Genomic DNA, 18243 nt, shown 5'->3' on the forward strand with positions numbered 1-18243 from the left:
AAAATAAAATAAGCACCATTCCTGTTATTCTCGGGAATAGCGCTTCATTATCATTAAATAGCTATATATGAATATGGTTAAAATGTAGAAATAAAATGAGGGAAAAACCGGGCGAAACAATCCTCAGAAGAATTCATGTTCACCTGTGCCCCGATGCATCAAGAAAATGCTATAAATCCGGGGGATCGGCGTCCATACGAATGCTCCGCACATGGAGTGTGGGTATTCATAAATCTCATACACCTAACATCATTTCAACTTATAACCTATCTGAAATTAAGCAAGATGTACCATTGGAAATTTGCAGCCCAAAAAAACAAGCGATTTTACAAATAATTATTCAAAAAAGCATTGTTTTAATAGAGGCCTTCCCGTATACTATAGTCAAACGCTTGGTTTAATAAATACATTTTATAAAACAGTTTATAATGTTAATTATTTATTTGTATTTGTTTGTGGTACTTGCAGTTCTTGACCAACTTTTACCAAGTTATTGATTTTAACCAGTTCTTCAACAGTTACACCGTATTTTTCAGCAATAGAAGCCAGTGTGTCGCCTTCTTGAACATTTACAGTGATAGTTTTTACAGTTGTTGCTGGTGTTTCAGTTGTAGTTGTTGCTGGTTTTGTAGTTTTTGTTTGGTTGTTGTTCTCAGTTGTCGATTGAGCAGGTGTTGTAGTTGCTTCGTTCTCAGTAGTTTCAGTTTTAAAGAACTTAGCTTCAAATGCTTTTTGTGCCGCTTCTTGTTGTTCTCTCATGATTTGGTCTTCCAATTGTTGTTTTTCGTAATCTGAACCGGATTTTGCCATTACTTGACCTGTTGCAAGTGGACTCAACAAAGATACTGCACCTAAGCTAACAGCCAGCATGCTAGAAAATGCTACTTTTTTCATTACGTTTTTCATGATTTTATTCTCTCCTCTTTTTAACTTTAAATTTTAATTAACTGCTTTACTACTGAGCGAGACACTCCCAATGTCCGCTCTTTTGTCGTTAGCTAAAAATCACTTATTACCAATCATGTTAGCTATCAACAGAAAGAAATTGTACTCCTCTTTTCCAAAAAAATCAACCTCTAAATTGAAATATTCTGATTTCATCCCTCACTTCCTAACTTTTTGTTCGTCTCTATATTTTTATTATATACCTCTCTCTAGCTTGTTGTCAAATTCTGCTGATTGTACGGATTAAAAGGCTTATGCTCTATCATTTAATCCTTCTTTCAAAAGAATTATAACCTTTTTTTCATAGTTTCAAGCACAAAATTATGGAATATAATAGGAATTCAGACTCATGATCTCGCTAAGGTCAGGCAAAAGATAGCCAAATGCACTCCTTGTTCTAATGCCTTTTCTCTCAAAACACGTGCACACGCCTGCAATGTACTCCCCGTTGTATAAATATCATCTACAAGCAAAATTGTAACGGAATGCATATGCTCCATAGCACGTTGAGATCCAGCTTTTAAAATAAAAGAATCCATCAAACTCACCATATTGGGGATAACGGAAAATGCATTATTCATTGTATTCATGCGTTCATTTTTCGATTTAAAGCTTTGTTTGCCTGTATCTTGCGGGCGAACAAGCAAAGGTAGGAAGGGGAGCTTATTTCGCTTTGCAATCTCTTCTGCCAAAATTTCAGCCTGATTGAAGCCTCGCTCCGTCAGCCTCTCTTCACTTACCGGGACACAGGTCACTATATCTACATCCCACAAAGATCGCTTGAAACGATCACAATCATGACCTGCAAACTCATGTCTCATCGCCTGATAGGCTCGGTTCATGATCTCGCCCAGCAGGGGACCAAACTTTTCATTGCCACGATATTTGAACTGCCCAATCCATTCTCTCACCATCGGCGTATAGCTGGTCGCACTCCGATTGCATATATAGTAACGCGCTAATCGGTCGGGCCTGACGCAATCCGGACAAAACGTCGGACGTCCACAATGTACACAACGAATGTTGTAAATCCAAGGAATTTGAATCGAACAATGAGTACAAAGCCCAGTAAATTCGGAAAAATGACCTGCGAGCTTGCCACAAGCAACACATGTTTGCGACTGACGATGGAATAACCAATTCAAAAACAGACGGGTTCTTGGAATCATCCCCATACCAAAATGCACCTTTCCTGGTAGTTTACGTACCAACATTGTTTCAGGTTTCACATTTCCAAAAAAACTTTTTTTATTTAATGCATTTAGTGCTTCGTCAATTTCAGATATCCTTTTTTCCGAGCCAGTGCATTCATGCGTTTAATCTGCTTAATCGCTCTCTTTTGACCGCTAGTCCATTGAGGGGATATAAAAATAACATTACCACATGGATCATCCTTAGATCTTCCCGCGCGACCAGCCATTTGGACAAGGGATGCTTCATCAAAAAGACTGCTGTCCGCGTCTAGTATATACACATCACTTCGTGGAACAGTCACACCCCGTTCCAAAATAGTGGTTGTGACCAGCACACGTATTTCAGTAGCTCGAAACAAACGCACCTTAGCGGTTCGTTCTTCATCCTGCGATGAAGTGCCGGCAATAGGGATATCAGGCAATTGTCTAATCAGCAGTTTCACAAGACCTTGAATATGTGAGATTCGTGTCACAAACAGAAAGACCTGCGCCCCTCGTTGAATGGATATGTATAGGTGCTGAATAAATGAAGCAGGAAGCTGGTCTTTTTGCAGCCAATGATGTACTGAAGCAGTCCCCAAACGAATGGGGACAGGTAGGGGATGACGATGAAAACGAACGGGAACCTTGGCATGTGGCAGTTGACCACGTGCAGCCTCTTTCTGCAAAGGACGCGGCGGCGTCGCAGACAAAAAAATAAATTTCCCTTCCTGCTTGCATACTGCTTGGGTAGCAAAGGCAAGCATTGGATCATTGTGATAAGGAAATGCATCAATCTCGTCAATTACAACCAAATCAAAGGCCTGGCGATAACGCAACAGCTGATGTGTTGTTGCCAGTGTCAGTTGTCCCCTTTGCCACCGTTCTGCACTCCCTCCATAAAGTGTCACCATACTAACTTGAGGAAAGGCAACTGCCAATCGAGGTGCCAACTCCAATACCACATCTCGGCGTGGTGTTGCTACAAGCGCTGTCCCTCCGCGCTCCAACACATGCTGTAAAAGCGGAAACATCATTTCCGTCTTGCCTGCGCCAGTCACGGCCCAGAGCAGAAAACGTTCGAACGCAGAATCAGGTAATTGCCGGCCAGCAACCCCCCAAGCACACTCGCCAGATCTGGGCGAGGACTGCTTGTAGCCGGCAAGAGTGCTGCCATGCGCAGCGGCAGCACCTAATTCCTGGCGCACACGCATGCTGCGCCGGAATAATTCGCGTGCTCGTTGCCATTGGCCTTCCGGGCGGGAGCATTTTCGCACCCTGCGGGGTGGTGCGGCCAAAAAACTCAGCGCTACTTCGGCGGCAGCACGTTGTGCAGGACTCAGCCCCCAGCGGTCGAGGTTCTCCGCCAGCGCTGCCTCTGCCGTGCGCGGCATGGCAGGTTTCGCTGTACCGCGCAGCAGCAGTGAGCACTCACGGCTGCGCCCAAGCGTGAGACATGTCTCGCAGTAGGCGCAGGCCTTACGGCCGCACGATGCGCAGCTTGTGCGGTGTACCTTTCCACTGCCACAACGGTTGCAGCGGAGTTCATGTCTACGCGCGGCAGACCAGCGCGCGCGTGGTGCTGGAGCCAGACCAGCAGCAAAGCTGAGTCGGCCTTGCAGATATGCAAGTTGCGCAGCTGAACGCCAAGTATGCTCCAAATCCGGGGCTGCCTCTGCTAGCAGTGCTTCAGCTTCAGGTACGAGCAACTGGCGTCCTGCCAACAAATGAGTCAGCTCGTTCGCTTGTCCTGTTAAACCTTCCATATCCAATCCATCTACTCCCGTAGCGAGCTTCCTGTTTTGAATAGAACGTACAGTTCCTATTGTTTCCCGTCCCTCATTCCCATGTTTAGTGCGAGAAATCCACCCTTGTTGACGGTCCCAAATGCATATATTTTCTACTCCTCCAGATAAGATTCGTTCTCCATTAGAAGACTCAAGAACCAGTTCATTCTTTAGCTGTGAAAGAATATAAGCCCACCATTGCCGATCCCCCCACCGCTCCATTTCTGCTAATCCCCTAAATCTTCCACACAGGCTTACTCCCCAAGACAAGGGAAGCTCGTCTCCTAATAACACCCACCTTTCGACAGCATTCCCCTGGTCCTTACCTTGGCGCAACCACCATGTCATATCTACTCGAATATCCACAGATAATCGGAGATTCCATTTCCCTTTATACCTGACTGCATATACTGCAATTTTCATGTTCAATCTCTCCTTTCATTCATTTTTTCTAGTGCTTATCACCCCAGAAAACAGCAAAAAAGCACACTTCCATGGCTGTTAGCCTGAAGTGTGCTTCACATCAAACAGATTTCAACGAAATCCCTATTGTCTTGCATATGCAACTGTCTATAAATATTTATATCTGATTTTAACCACGATGTCCACAGATCCCTGTCACTAAGGAACAAGTGGGGCGCCCGCCAACGGGTTTGCTGTTCTAAGATCAATAACAACCTGTTTTTCACCGCCTGACTTCGGCAAAACCGGGTTCCCCGGTGAAAAACGACATGAGATGACTGAAACATCCATATGACTATAGCGCACCAGCCGGGTCAGAATCGGTAGCGTATCGTCTATAGATTCATCATCCAGTACCGTTACATGTAGCGGCCTCCGGTGTAGCCAGGCAAGGATACTCAATGAACGCATCACCCATTCCACACGATCTCCATCATTGGATGTAATCACAATGTAGCGAGTCGCACGATGATCCAGCGATGTCGTGTGTGCATCTTCGCCATTGTGATAAGCCTGAACCGCCTGTCGTATATACATGAGATGCACGACTGCAGCTCCCACACCGTATATAAGCAATATCCAAACCAAGTGAGCCGTCACGAGGGTTCCACCTCCTCCTATAGCGACAATATATGCCGTATAACAGGAAGAGGTGTCACGGTTATGTACTGGACTTCCATACGAGCGGATATCTCGCTCTAAAAGAAAGGCGGTACAGCATTCATATCTAGGCAGCTGCATCGTCTAATGCATGAAAAGACTACACTTTACAGCGTAACCCACCCATATTTGATGGAGTTAATAACTGCTTGTGTACGGTCATCAACTTCCATTTTTTGTAAAATGCTACTAACATGGTTTTTGACTGTTTTCTCACTAATGAATAAATATTCACCAATCATCTTATTGCTCTTGCCCTCAGCCATCAGACGCAACACTTCTGCTTCACGGCGGGTCAGCGGATTATTTTCACCTGCGACAAACTTCACGCCTGCTTCCTTAGTATGACCTTCCGCCATAGCCCCTGTTTCATTCAGGTAAGTCATCCGACGGAGCTGCTGAATAAGCTTACCCGTTACCTTCGGATGAATGAATGCATATCCTTCATGTACTGAACGAATAGCATTAATGAGGGATTCGGCCTCCATATCTTTTAACAGATAGCCATTGGCCCCCTTGCGCAACGTCTCGAATACATAGCTTTCATCATCATGAATAGATAAAATGATCACTTTGACGTCCGGAAACATCTCACGTAGTTTTTCAGTTGCCTCTACACCATTTTCAATTGGCATATTAATGTCCATCAGAACAATATCCGGTTTCTCGACGTTGCAGAATTCCAACACTTGAATGCCATCGCCACATTCTCCGATGACCTCAATGTCGTCCTCCATATTCAAAATACGTTTAAGTCCTTCACGGAACAACTGATGGTCGTCCGCTAAGAGAACTTTAATGGGTGCATTACTCATTTCCTGATTTTCCATGTTGTTACTCCTTTCCCTTTTCCACGTTGGTTGGGATATGAATCACTATCTTGGTGCCTTGATTCTCAGCTGATTCGATCTCCATTCTCCCCTCGAGCAGTTCAACCCTTTCCCGCATACCAATCAGACCAAAATGCCCATGGTCCTTGCTTTTTTGCTGAAAAAGCTCTGGCTTAAAGCCCAGACCATTATCCTGCACAACAATTTTTACAAGCTGTGCCTGGTAGGTAATCTCAACAAGCACATAGGTAGGGTAAGCATGCTTGGCAGCGTTAGTCAAAGCTTCCTGGATCAGACGGTAAATGGCTGCTTCCATCGCGGAAGAGAGACGGTGTTCCTTGCCCCTTGTTTCAAAAAGCGCTCTAATCTTTGTTTTTTCTTCAAAATCCTGCACATATTTCCGGAGCGTCGGAATAAGCCCCAGGTCATCCAGAGCCATGGGACGCAAGTTGAAAATGACCTTTCGCATTTCCTCAAGACTGGAGCGAACTTGTTTCTTCAAGTCTACTATTTCGTCCTGAACCATCTTAAATTCCTGCTTGGCGATCATTCTTTCCACAATTTCCGTCCTAAGCACTAGATGCGCAAGGAGTTGCGCAGGTCCATCGTGAATTTCACGGGATATGCGCTTACGCTCCTCTTCCTGAGCCAAAATAATTTTCAGACCAATAAACTGCCGATTTTTGGCCGATTCAATGATCCGCGTCACTTGCCCCAATTCACCCGATAAATATTCCAGCACGACCCCCATCTGCGAACCGATAGTTTCGGCCCGCTCAACAGAAGCCTCGACACTTTTGGCCCGCTTTTGAAGATCATCTCTTCTAGCTTTGAGATACATTTCCTTCTCGCGAAAAATCATCACATCGAGTTGAAGCTGTGTTGCCTTCTCATAAGCCTGCTTGATATCCTCTTCCGAGTAGCGGACGAAATCACGACTGACCTCAGTCAACCGAATTCGGGACCGCCGATAGTTCATTTCCAGCTGGTCCACTTTTTCGATCGTTTCTGCCGTTTCCTTCAATACGCTCTGGAGCTCTTGATTTAACGTGACCAGCTCGGTCCGGGCCGTGTCCAATATTTCGAACATCTGATATTTGCTGTTCTCCATCACCTGGATGGCATTTTTAATGACTCGGTCTATGATATCGGCTTGAAAGTCCACAAATGTTCTACTCCAATCCTAGCATTTCAAGTATATATCATACCATATCATGACTGGAGGGTGATGGTCTTCGTTTCTTGTTCCCATTTTACAGTCATTCCTAACTGTTCAGACACAAGTCTTAATGGGACTAAAGTCCTTCCTCCTAGTACAATAGGTGCAACTTCAGAGCTCTTACGCTTTCCGTTTAGAATCAGTTCTTTTTTTCCTACAGTCAAATCCATCAGCACACCACCGCGCATAATGGTGATCCGTTGATCGCCCGCATTCCATTTGGCTTGCCCGCCAAATGCGTCCAACACATACTTGATTGGAACATACGTCGACCCATTGCGAGTCATCGGAGCTGCATCAATCGTTGTTGGCGTTCCATTTACCGTCATCGATTTTTGACCGATCGTCATCTGAGCTGTTCCCTTTTTAAGTCCTTCTGTGCCGACTGTTCCTGGTGTATTAAAAGAGATATTATCAAAAGCGACCTTACCTGACTTAGCACGCTCATCCTGACCTTCGGCTACATTGACCACATAGAGACGTTTCAGCTTCGCCGGATACGAAATATTCAAACCGCTCATATCTGCGTTAATCGTTTTCCAGCCGTTCCAGTCGATCACTTTGGCAAGATCAATATATGCAGTTTTGCCTTGAGCATCTTCCAGCTCCGCACGTAGCCAGTTCAGACTCTTATCTCCTTTGACATCAATCGAGATGGATGTAGCTGCCTGCTCCAGCGTCTTGCCGGATGTGCCGTTTAATTGAGCGTAAGCATACATTTTACCACTGCCGTTCGTCATGACATAGCTTAGCTCCAGCACTTTGGAATTGGCATGGTCTCCATCCCCTTGTACAACTGCCGCTGTACCGGTAACACCTTCCGCATTTGAAGTAAAATCAACCGGATACGAAACATTTTCGAAGTTTTCCCAGTTATTTGTACTTGCCCCCCCAGCAGACAGGAAGACAACCGCACTGAAACCATCGTAGCGACCAATGGCATAGCCTGTTTTCACACCCACATCCACTGTATTTACCGTAAGCTGATTGTCCTTAACGCTTCCCTTAAAGCCGATGAACTCCCATTTGAGCGCATCTGATGTAATGCTGACACTCTGTCCATCTTTCGTCTTGGCCGTTATCGGTACTGCGATTTTTGCTCCTGCAGTAAGCGAGCCTGTCCCACTTCCTGCAGTAAGTGATGAAATTTCATCTGCCCCAAGCACGGTGACCTTGGTTGTCGCACTGGCTGAACCACTGGATGCTGTTAAGGTAGCAGTTCCCGGTTTGGCCCCCTTCACAACACCGCCGCTCACGGACACAACAGCAGGGTTGCCGGACTTCCACGTCACTTGAACTTTCGAGGTATCAAATGGATTGTAGTAGTTGTCGTAGCCTTTGAAGGAGTAGCTTCCGGTTTGACCAATCAGCAGCGTTTTATTGCCCTTGATGGTAAAGCCTTTGAGCGTTCCTTTAGGAGCAGTGGTATATACCCCCACTCCATTTACGATGCTACGTTGCTCTGTACCATATTCTGTATTGAATGTAAGCCCCGCTGTCGTATCTCCCAAATCACGAGTGACCATAGTGGTAGAGCCGCCACCATCAAGGTTCATCCCCTTCCAGACACCGATATCTTTCATCAGTGTTTGCAGCTCGCTCAGGGATACACCAACGCTGTTCCCATTCTTCTCAACGGCAATGACATATGCGTATCGTTTGTCACGGGAATATCCCAAAGCCGTACGCGCACGTGTCCCGCCAATACTTGTTGTACTTCGGGAGAACGAGGTCTTCTGTCCGTCATTTACTAATATGGTATGTCCACCGATCATCATCTGAAGGTTGGAAGGATCTACTTCGCTCCCTGTCGATTTGACGCGAAGGTGATAGTTCGTTTCTACGGTCTGTCCCACAGTCAGATGCGCTTTGGCATATTCAGCTGCTTTACCGTGTGTACGTAAAATATAGCCATCCTGCGGAACAGTCATATTCAATGTAGCATTTTCGGAGACTTGCGTAACCACGCCATTTTGTACCAATATTTCTGTAGGCGTTGTCGAACTGTTTTTAGGTCGCTCAATCGCTTTCCAAGCAGATGTATAAATATACATAGCATTGGAGTGACTGTAGCTGCTCCCACTCGTCTCTGGCGAGTACGAAGCCTTGTTCATCCCTGCCAAGGAGAAGGAAGACCCATCCCCAGCTTTTACTGTACCTTCGAAAGTAAATTGCTCAACCATCGGCGAGCCATCCTTCGTAACAGCAAAGGCATACATCCCTGTTAAATCAGAGGGTGTAGACATCAGCACGCCCTTGGATACCTGTCCACCGATCGGTGCTCCCTCACTAGAGGTATTAAAATAATCCCCGTTCACTCCAGCAACCGCACCGGTCTCTTTTGCCATACCGCCTGTGCTCTGACGGGTCGTAAACTGTCCGTTCTTCCCTGTCATGACATCCAGCTTTACGTACGGATTTTGCAGGTCTACTCGAATGATATCAGCCAGCGCTGTTCCTTTAGACCCTTTAAAGCGATATTTCAATAATGTTGCGCCCGAAGTAATAATCTCTTCACCCAATTTTACCGTTGAACCGGAGGCAGCACTCGCGATTGGAGCAGATATCCAATTGTTTAACGGGATTAGAACCCCAGTTCCAGCAACCGGACCGACCCATAATACTCCTGCCAGCGTTAATACAGCCCATCTTTTAGCGATTCCTTTGCCATCTACTTTCACTTTGCTGTGTTTTCTATTACTTAAAAACATTTGGATAATAGCTCCCATCTTCTTTTTATTCAAACGGTTTAATCCGCACATGTACTCTACCAATAAACAAAAAAATCCTCTTATGTTAATAGACTTATTATAAAGGCAAAAGTTCCGAAATCCCGCCAACTAATTCATAAAATCCAAAACAGTGAATTGACGAATACAATATTGGCGCACTATAATACACATGAACTTATGAGTTCAATTTAAACCAGTAAGTTTAAACAGAAACTTATGACCCTATTGGAAGGATGGATAATAATCATGAATAAACAACGGGCCATCATCATACTCACCTTATCACTGAGCCTCGCCATCGCTGGATGCTCTACCGGAAAAAAAGATGCTACTTCAGGTTCATCCGCACAGCCGACCGTTGTGCGCACTACAGTCGTCAAAAACACACCACTCCATACCGCCTATGACTTGTCAGGTACCCTTCAGGCCTATGAGGAACGTACACTAGCCTTTCAAAACGGAGGTACCGTCGCTAGCGCAGAAATCACGACTGGAACTCTTGTCCAAAAAGGTACAACCATTGCCCGTCTCGATGACGCCGACTACAGGCTACAGGTTGCACAGGCTACAGCCTCTATCCAAGAAGCTCTAGCCGGTATAGATAACGCACAGGCTAACTTACAGGCAGCTACCTCTGCGATTCAATCTGCCGATGCTGGTATTGCGAATGCTCGTGCAAATGTTAGCAAGGTCAACAAGGGTGCGCGCGCTCAGGAAAAACAGCAAGCTCAAACCACTGTCGATAAGGCACAAAGCGCCTATAACAAGGCCAAGACGGATAGCGAGCGGACACAAAAGCTGTTCGAGGCGGGTGCAGCTACCGCGTCGGATAACGAGAACGCCCGCCTGAACGCTACCACTGCTCTTCAAAATCTGGAGCAAGCAAAAGCTTCCTTATCTCTTTTGCTGGAAGGAGCCACAGTCGAAGAGCATCAATCTGTCCAAGCTTCCTTTCAGGATGCGATTGCAGGTAAAACTAAAGCTCTTGCAGCCAGCGAACAGGCTGAGGCTTCCCAAAAACAAGCGCGTGCCAACTACGAAAAGGCGCTTGTTGCCAAGGGCCAGGCAGAGCTGGCACTGTCACGCACCCGTTTAACTTCTCCTGTGAACGGCGTAATCCTAGACAAAATCGTGAATACAGGTGATTTGGTCGCGTCGGGCCAAGCCGTCTATCGCATAGGCTCCATCGACCGTCTTAAAGTACTCCTTCCCGTACCAGACAGTGAAATTAAGGATTGGAAAAAGGGACAACAGGTAAAGGTGGCGCTCTATGAAGAAACTCGTCAGGGTACGGTGTCCAACGTCTATCCTTCAACCAGCACCGATACAGGGAGGGTTAACGTAGAGATTGTCATTGCCAATCCACAGCGAGACTGGTTACCCGGCCAGGTCATCAAAGCTGCGCATCAGGTGACAGACAAGAATGGTATTCTTGTGCCTGCTGAAGCAGTCATCAATACGGGAAGCAAGCCTTTTATTTTCAAAGATGTTCAAGGAAAAGCAGTTAGAACCCCTGTGGAGCTTGGCAATCAGGTTGTAGATAATCAATTGCAAATTGTATCCGGGCTTCGTGAAGGAGAACGTATTGTCATTAAAGGGGCAGAATCCCTATTTGATGGAAATGCGATTCAGTCGGAGGAAGGCGGACGTCCATGATTGAGTACATCGTAAAAAAACGAAAAATTACGTTGCTGTTTTTTGTCATGCTGATTGTAGTTGGAACTTTTGGTTTTTTCCAGTTACCACAGCAGGAAATGCCCGATGTGACCATACAGAATGCTACGGTCACAACCGTCTATCCCGGCGCTTCACCACAAAAAGTAGAACAAACCGTAACTAAAGAGCTGGAGAAACGCATCAAGGAGGTTGAAGGTGTTAAAACGATTAATTCGACTTCTGGGAACGGATTCTCTTCTATTTTAATCGAATCCAAAAATGGAGTCGATCCTCAAACGGTTTGGGATAATATGCGTAAAAAAGTGCAGGATGCACAAGCTGATCTTCCTCAAGGCGCTGAAGTGCCTGTTATAAATGACAAGCTAACCAGCTCGTTTATCGGCTCTTATGCCCTGACCGCCGACTCATCTGCCCCACTGTATAAACTAAATGATTTGACCACCACCTGGAAAGATCAACTTAATATAATTTCCGGCGTATCCAGTGTCAAATTCAATGGTCTTCCCGATCAGGAAGTACGTATCCATATCGACAACCAAAAGCTTCAGCAATATCAATTGTCGTGGGGACAAGTGGCACAAGCGATCCAGTCTCAGATTGATCGGGTTCCTACTGGTAATATTGAATACAACGGACGAACCTATCAACTCGTTGTTCGTGAGACCGAAAAAGCTGACGAATTAAATCAGGTCATCTTGACACGTACAAAAGAAGGTAACCCTGTTTATTTAAGAGATATCGGCACAACTGAGCTGGCACATCCTGAGGTAGAATATTTCGCTTACGTAGAGGGTAAACCGGCCATTACACTAAGTATTGGGGCGGAAACAGGCACAGACATCCCTTCTATGAGCGCAAAGGTCAATAGCAAGCTCAAAGAGCTGGAGAAAACACTCCCTGCGGGTGTTCACTTACAGACTCTCTTTGCACAAAAGGATCAGGTAAGCCATATCTTTGACGACTTAAAGCGTGAAACGATTCTGGCCATTGCAGCGGTTATTCTTGTTTGTATGTTGGGCTTGAATTTACTCACCTCAGCTTTTGTCGCGCTGGCAATCCCTATTTCGGTTTCGATTGCCGTTATCTTTTTACCTATGTTCGGCATTACTCTAAATCAGATTTCCGTTGTCGGTCTGATCATTGTACTCGGCATACTCGTGGATGACGCTGTAGTGGTAAACGATAATATTGAGCGCAGACTTACGGAATTAGGAGAGCCACCCTCCGTTGCAGCTATAAAAGGTACCAAAGAGGTCATGCTATCTATTTTGATTGCAACATTGGCCACGATCTCTGCCTTTGCTCCATTGTTGTTTCTGCCCGGAAATGTAGGTGCCTTTATTAGACCTATTCCCACCATTGTTTCTCTGGCCATGTTAGCTTCTATGATCATGTCTCTCACGATCATCCCTATTTTTCGAGAGTGGTATGAGAAACGCAGACAGACTCGTCACCCTCAGAGGAAATCTAAACCAGTAGGCTTGCTCGGTCAGCAGATTCACTCTTTAAACAAGCTTTATTCACAAAAGCTGATGCCTAAAGTCATTCAGCGTCCCTTGCTGACGGCTATGGTTGGACTCATGCTTGGAACAGCCGCTTATGGATTAGTTCCCTTTACATCGGTTGAGCTTTTCCCTGAATCTGAAGATCCTCATGTTGCATTAAATGTAAAAATGCCTGTAGGCACTTCCATTGCGGAAACCGACCAGGTCGTTAAAGATCTTGCAGGCTGGATTAAGAAGCAACCCGAAACTTCCAAGGTCGTTTACAGTGCAGGTGGGACTGCCCCCCAACTGTTTAGTGACATTAATAGTGCGGGTGGAACTATCAGTTATAACGAAACCGTAGGTCAGATTGCTGTTGTCGGAAAAGAGAACGTATTCGATCTCAATTCGACAGTTGATGCTTGGGAACAACATGTTAAGAAATCCTACCCTGGCGTTACGGTTACCATGTATGTTCCCCGTCTTGGGATTCCAGTAGGTAAACCCGTTTCTATTCGTATCTCAGGTCAGGATCTGAATGAACTGCAAACCCTTGCCCAAAAAGCAAAGGAGCAGATCGCGACAGTTGAGGGCACAACGGGCATCGTAGATGACATAGGAATTGAACGATATGCCCTCGAGCTTGAGGTCAACAAACAAGCCATGGATCAGTATCTAGTAAGCTACACAGATTTGACTCGTACCCTTCTTCTGTTAAAAGAAGGAGCTCAAGTCAGTCAATTCGATACGGGAAGTAGTCTGGTAGATATCAAAATGTATTTGAATCACAGTAACGAGGAGCCAAGTAAGCTTTTCCAACAATTAAGTGTAGTGAATGCAGCTGGCAAGCAAATTCCATTAAACCAGCTTGTACAGATTAAACCGTCATTTGCTATTCAGCAAATCAAGCATTACAATATGGAGCGGACGATTACGGTCGAAGCTGACTTGAATGGAAGAACTGCAAGTGAAGCCATGGTAGATGTGGAAGGCAAACTGGCACAAATGAAGTTCCCCGAAGGCTATAAATGGGAGGTAGGCGGTGAAACATCCGATCAGTCCACCATATTCGGAGATTTAGGGAAGCTGGCGATTGTTGTAGTCTTACTCATTTTACTCTTGATCACGATGCAGTTTTATTCACTCTCCATTCCTATTATTATTATGACGACCGTGTACCTAGCAGCTGCCGGCGGGATTATTGGTATTTTTCTAACTGGTATGCCCATCGGTTTTATGAGTATCATGGGAATTATCGCACTTGCGGGTATTGTGGTACGGAACGGGATTGTCTTAATTGAATTTATCGAGGATGCAAGACATGAAGGAGTGGAGTTAAGGGAAGCCGTAATACAAGCCGCCGCTGCTCGCTTCAGACCGATTTTGTTGACTTCCCTGGCTGCCATTGTAGGTATGATTCCATTAGCACTATTAGGGAGCCTGCTCTTTAAGCCACTGGCGTTCACCGTCATTTTCGGTTTGTTATTTTCAACCTTGTTAACTTTGTTTGTGGTGCCGTCCTTGTATATGATCATGGCCAAGTACAAGATGCACCGGCAACTCAAAAAACAGCAGCACACAGTTATTACACGTGACCAACCTTTGTAATGTATGAAGTATCGAATTCCGCATGCTGTCGAGTTGGTTCCTGGAGGGAGTATGTATGGAAAGTAAAAAAAATGATATTTTACAGGCGGCCATTCGGCTGTTCTCCAGAAAAGGCTATTATTCAACATCTGTTGAAGAAATCGCTAAAGAAAGTGGAATGGCAAAAGCATCCTTCTATAAATATTTTCAAGGGAAAGAAGAATTGCCTTTGGAAATGTGTGTCATTCTGGAAAACAATATTGAACAAGACATCCGAGCTCTCTACAGTAAACCTGACCTATCTAAACACGATAAGCTGCACGGTTTTATTGTACTCTACTTGAAAAATCTTGTTGAAAACAAAGTGTATCTCATGATGGATCTTCCTGAGCCTTCCATGCTTATTTTTCAAAATGAACAACTCAATGGTGCGTTTGAACAGCATGAATACAAATTATACAAATGGGTTCGCGACTGCCTGATTGATATTTTTGGACCAGGCATTGAAGATCATGCATGGGATATAACCTTTGTGCTGAAAAGCATTGTGTTTGAATATATTCGCTTCTTTGCCGATCGGATGAATGATGAAACGATTGAGCATCTAACACAGTTTATCATCTTCTTATCCAGTTCCTTGGCAACCAGCCTGAGCAGTGCTGATCCCGCTCCACATTTGTTTTGGAGCAAGAAAGGCTGGTTACCCGAGAGCGCTTTAAGTAATCCCTTTGACCAAGGTCGTCAAATTAACGGCCTTCTCCACTCCCTGGAAGACAGTATACTGCTGTCTTCGTGGAGCTCAGAGGAGAAACAGGAGTGTCAGCAAATTTACGCTCAATTAAAGGAAGAGGCTCTGAAATCGAACCCTCAGAAAGGTCTCTTAAAAGCTCTTTTTGCGTATTTGGAGCAATATAAGGAAGTACAGAAGGTATGTCATTTACTCAGAAATTTATTGGGTCTCGCACCGATATCCGAATAGTGGAGCGAAATTAAGTACACCGTGGCAAGTTCATAGTTAATAGCAAAGTATATCAAAAAAAGACTGTCTCATGCATAGCATGAACAGTCTTTTTAGGTTAATGCGTTATTCTGATGACCTACGAGGATTATAACCCCGCTTGCTCTCTCAGAATTTCCGCTTTATCTACACTCTCCCACGGTACATCCAGATCTGTGCGTCCAAAGTGGCCGTAGGCAGCTGTTTGCTTGTAGATTGGACGACGCAGATCCAACATGCGAATGATGCCTGCTGGGCGAAGGTCGAAGTTATTTCGGATCAATTCAACGAGTTTTTCATCACTGACTTTCCCTGTGCCGTATGTATCGACGTTAATCGAAACAGGCGTAGCTACACCGATGGCATAAGCAAGCTGTATTTCAACCTTGTCAGCCAATCCAGCTGCCACAAGGTTTTTCGCTACATAACGAGCAGCATAAGCAGCAGAACGGTCTACTTTAGTTGGATCTTTACCCGAAAATGCTCCCCCGCCATGACGTGCATAACCACCGTACGTATCCACAATAATTTTACGGCCTGTCAGACCTGCATCCCCTTGAGGACCACCGATTACAAAGCGTCCTGTCGGATTAATGTAGTACTTGGTTTGCTCATCCAGCAATTCGGCAGGAACCACTGGCAAAATAACCTTTTCTTTGATATCTGCTTGAATTTGCTCCAAAGTAGTATCTTCTGCATGCTGCGTAGAAACCACAATGGCATCAATACGGACAGGTTTGCCGTTTTCATATTCTACCGTTACTTGAGTTTTACCATCTGGACGAAGGTAATTCAGTGTTCCCTCCTTACGCACTTCAGACAAGCGTCGTGCAATACGGTGAGACATAGCGATAGGAAGAGGCATTAGCTCAGGTGTTTCGTTCGTAGCAAAACCGAACATTAATCCTTGGTCCCCAGCCCCAATGTTTTCTGTTTCCTTATCTACTTCAGCAGGATCACGGCTTTCCAGGGCAGCATTAACCCCTTGAGCAATGTCTGGCGACTGTTCATTCAAAGAAGTCAATACAGCGCAAGTATTATAGTCAAAACCGTATTTTGCACGTGTATAACCAATTTCCTTAATCGTATTACGAACAATGGATGGAATATCCACGTATTCCGATTTGGAGCTGATTTCACCAATGACGAGAACGAGACCGGTAGCTACCGATACTTCACATGCTACCCGTGCATTAGGGTCATTAGCCAAAAAGGCGTCCAATACAGCATCGGATATCTGATCACAAATTTTATCCGGATGGCCTTCTGTTACAGACTCGGACGTGAACAAATGACGACCTTTTACAGACATGAATTTCAACCTCCCATAATTAAAATACATGAGGATTTTTAATAAATCCTAACATGGCATGGCATTATTCAGTTACCTCCAACCCAACAAATGACGGAAGATATCTTTTACACCTGATTAACAAAAAATGAACCTTTTCCGGTAGGAAAAGGTTGCGTACAAGCCTCAAATGCCATGATATCCTATTTAAAACAAGGTGTCAATTCATGTCATCCAAATAACAAAATTCGAAAATGAAGTGAGTTTACATGCGAACCATTTTGATCCACATGTAAATAGCTCCAGTTGTATACCTACTATTTGTTTAAAATCTGTATCAATAATTACAATTTATAATGTACCAAATTCAGATAAGCTACGTTCAGCGGATTGTATCAATCTTTTAGTAATCTCTCCACCAACGGAGCCATTTTGTCTTGAAGTTAAATCGCGCCACGCTACATTTTGACTCCTCGTAAACTCTCCTAATTCTGCAGCAAATTCACTGTCAGCATTCGGAGGTATATGTGCATATTGAGGATTATAAACAGGTAACCCAAACTCGGCAGCAATTTCATACTTCAAATCATCTAACCTGGCACGGCTTTCGGGAATTAATCGTCTTTGACCTCTTGACGCCATTGTACGCACCCTCCACTCAATGAATTAGTTTTCATGAAGTTAGTGTGCAGTGTTTAAAGTCAACTTAGCCAAGAACAATTTGCTATCCCAAACAGGATTTAAGAAAAAGAGTACCTTAAAAAGAGATAGACCCCAGTTATTGAACAGTATAGCCGCCACGTACCATAACGACTAAGCCATACTTTTGGCCTTCTTTTACTTGAATACCTCTTCCTTCTCTAGGAAACGATAATAAATGATTTTTTTCGACAGCCTGGTTATGAACAATTTCAGTTCCAGAAGTAATATCAATAGCACCACTGGCATCCATGCTATACACAACAGCATTTCCATTACGTAAAATAAATTCTGCTCCAGCTTTAGCAATTAGTTTCTGACCAGGCTTTACATCAACAACCTTCAAAGCCTCTGTCTGCTCCACCGTTGAACTTTTAGTTGCATTAGAGGTTCCTGAAGACGTGGTTGTATTAGAAGTAGTGGTGTTTGTTGCTGGAGCAGTCGAACTAGTTGTCTTACTACTAGTACTACTTGCACTTCCCCCACCTTTGATGGCTTGAGCAATTTTTTGATCAACATAGCTTTTGGTTACGACTGGATCATCAGCTGTTCCAGGTTGTCCAGAACTGGAGGCTCCATTGACTGAATTGTTCATCAAAGAGCCAGCCACAATTCCTCCTCCAAGTAAAACAACAGCCAACGATACTTTATAGCGTGATTTCATGAAGACCTCCTACTGCAGGTTATAACAAGTATAGGTA

General features: G+C 44.7%; 13 protein-coding genes. 3 read left to right on the forward strand and 10 right to left on the reverse strand.

The genetic code is table 11. The features are described from left to right. Positions 1–435: 435 nt before the first annotated feature. The 7 genes from EGM68_RS23365 to EGM68_RS23395 form a co-directional block, all read right to left on the reverse strand. On the reverse strand, positions 436–906 hold the full coding sequence (locus tag EGM68_RS23365) for a LysM peptidoglycan-binding domain-containing protein (RefSeq protein ID WP_129550096.1): 471 nt from the start codon (positions 904–906) through the stop codon (positions 436–438). Between the two features lie 386 nt (positions 907–1292). Next, complete coding sequence (locus tag EGM68_RS23370) at positions 1293–2120, reverse strand: ComFC family protein (protein ID WP_240664101.1); 828 nt, start codon at positions 2118–2120, stop codon at positions 1293–1295. An 86-nt stretch (positions 2121–2206) separates the two neighbouring features. Beyond that, the gene (locus EGM68_RS23375) at positions 2207–4327 is read right to left on the reverse strand and encodes an ATP-dependent helicase ComFA (protein WP_129550097.1); all 2121 of its coding nucleotides are present in this window, start codon (positions 4325–4327) and stop codon (positions 2207–2209) included. Between the two features lie 198 nt (positions 4328–4525). After that, entirely contained in the window at positions 4526–4966 is a 441-nt protein-coding gene (locus EGM68_RS23380; protein ID WP_013373400.1) for a hypothetical protein, read from the reverse strand. Between the two features lie 167 nt (positions 4967–5133). After that, a complete protein-coding gene (locus tag EGM68_RS23385; RefSeq protein WP_013373401.1) occupies positions 5134–5856 on the reverse strand; it encodes a response regulator in 723 nt (240 codons plus the stop codon). Positions 5857–5860: 4 nt separating this feature from the next. Continuing rightward, a complete protein-coding gene (locus EGM68_RS23390; protein WP_013373402.1) occupies positions 5861–7021 on the reverse strand; it encodes a sensor histidine kinase in 1161 nt (386 codons plus the stop codon). A gap of 47 nt (positions 7022–7068) precedes the next feature. After that, positions 7069–9786 (reverse strand): stalk domain-containing protein, encoded by a 2718-nt coding sequence (locus EGM68_RS23395; protein WP_129550098.1) that lies wholly within the window; start codon positions 9784–9786, stop codon positions 7069–7071. 267 nt (positions 9787–10053) lie between these two features. Here EGM68_RS23395 and EGM68_RS23400 point away from each other — a divergent pair, with 267 nt between their 5' ends. The 3 genes from EGM68_RS23400 to EGM68_RS23410 are packed head-to-tail and all read left to right on the forward strand — an operon-like array spanning position 10054 to position 15534. Then, positions 10054–11463, forward strand: coding sequence for an efflux RND transporter periplasmic adaptor subunit (locus EGM68_RS23400; protein ID WP_129550099.1), 1410 nt, complete (start codon positions 10054–10056; stop codon positions 11461–11463). Next, positions 11460–14576, forward strand: a complete 3117-nt coding sequence (locus tag EGM68_RS23405) for an efflux RND transporter permease subunit (protein WP_129550100.1) — start codon at positions 11460–11462, stop codon at positions 14574–14576. The genes EGM68_RS23400 and EGM68_RS23405 overlap by 4 nt, the downstream gene beginning before the upstream one ends. A 55-nt stretch (positions 14577–14631) precedes the next feature. Further along, positions 14632–15534, forward strand: a complete 903-nt coding sequence (locus EGM68_RS23410; protein ID WP_025678294.1) for a TetR/AcrR family transcriptional regulator — start codon at positions 14632–14634, stop codon at positions 15532–15534. Positions 15535–15661: 127 nt separating this feature from the next. Here EGM68_RS23410 and metK read toward each other — a convergent pair whose 3' ends face one another. From metK to EGM68_RS23425, 3 genes are all read right to left on the reverse strand, one after another. Then, positions 15662–16864, reverse strand: a complete 1203-nt coding sequence (gene metK, locus EGM68_RS23415) for a methionine adenosyltransferase (protein WP_129550101.1) — start codon at positions 16862–16864, stop codon at positions 15662–15664. Positions 16865–17194: 330 nt separating this feature from the next. Next, a complete protein-coding gene (locus EGM68_RS23420; RefSeq protein WP_064961682.1) occupies positions 17195–17485 on the reverse strand; it encodes an alpha/beta-type small acid-soluble spore protein in 291 nt (96 codons plus the stop codon). Between the two features lie 136 nt (positions 17486–17621). After that, the gene (locus EGM68_RS23425; RefSeq protein WP_058830213.1) at positions 17622–18206 is read right to left on the reverse strand and encodes a hypothetical protein; all 585 of its coding nucleotides are present in this window, start codon (positions 18204–18206) and stop codon (positions 17622–17624) included. Positions 18207–18243 lie beyond the last annotated feature (37 nt).

The organism is Paenibacillus sp. M-152 (genome assembly GCF_003856555.1).
Taxonomy (GTDB): Bacteria; Bacillota; Bacilli; order Paenibacillales; family Paenibacillaceae; genus Paenibacillus; species Paenibacillus polymyxa_C.

Excerpts from the sequence above, each read along its gene's own strand:
- EGM68_RS23385 (WP_013373401.1), bottom strand. The coding sequence starts at position 5,856 with ATGGAAAATCAGGAAATGAGTAATGCACCCATTAAAGTTCTCTTAGCG.
- EGM68_RS23370 (WP_240664101.1), bottom strand. The coding sequence starts at position 2,120 with ATGGGGATGATTCCAAGAACCCGTCTGTTTTTGAATTGGTTATTCCAT.
- EGM68_RS23410 (WP_025678294.1), top strand. The coding sequence starts at position 14,632 with ATGGAAAGTAAAAAAAATGATATTTTACAGGCGGCCATTCGGCTGTTC.
- EGM68_RS23365 (WP_129550096.1), bottom strand. The coding sequence starts at position 906 with ATGAAAAACGTAATGAAAAAAGTAGCATTTTCTAGCATGCTGGCTGTT.
- EGM68_RS23400 (WP_129550099.1), top strand. The coding sequence starts at position 10,054 with ATGAATAAACAACGGGCCATCATCATACTCACCTTATCACTGAGCCTC.
- metK (WP_129550101.1), bottom strand. The coding sequence starts at position 16,864 with ATGTCTGTAAAAGGTCGTCATTTGTTCACGTCCGAGTCTGTAACAGAA.
- EGM68_RS23420 (WP_064961682.1), bottom strand. The coding sequence starts at position 17,485 with ATGGCGTCAAGAGGTCAAAGACGATTAATTCCCGAAAGCCGTGCCAGG.
- EGM68_RS23395 (WP_129550098.1), bottom strand. The coding sequence starts at position 9,786 with ATGTTTTTAAGTAATAGAAAACACAGCAAAGTGAAAGTAGATGGCAAA.
- EGM68_RS23425 (WP_058830213.1), bottom strand. The coding sequence starts at position 18,206 with ATGAAATCACGCTATAAAGTATCGTTGGCTGTTGTTTTACTTGGAGGA.
- EGM68_RS23405 (WP_129550100.1), top strand. The coding sequence starts at position 11,460 with ATGATTGAGTACATCGTAAAAAAACGAAAAATTACGTTGCTGTTTTTT.
- EGM68_RS23375 (WP_129550097.1), bottom strand. The coding sequence starts at position 4,327 with ATGAAAATTGCAGTATATGCAGTCAGGTATAAAGGGAAATGGAATCTC.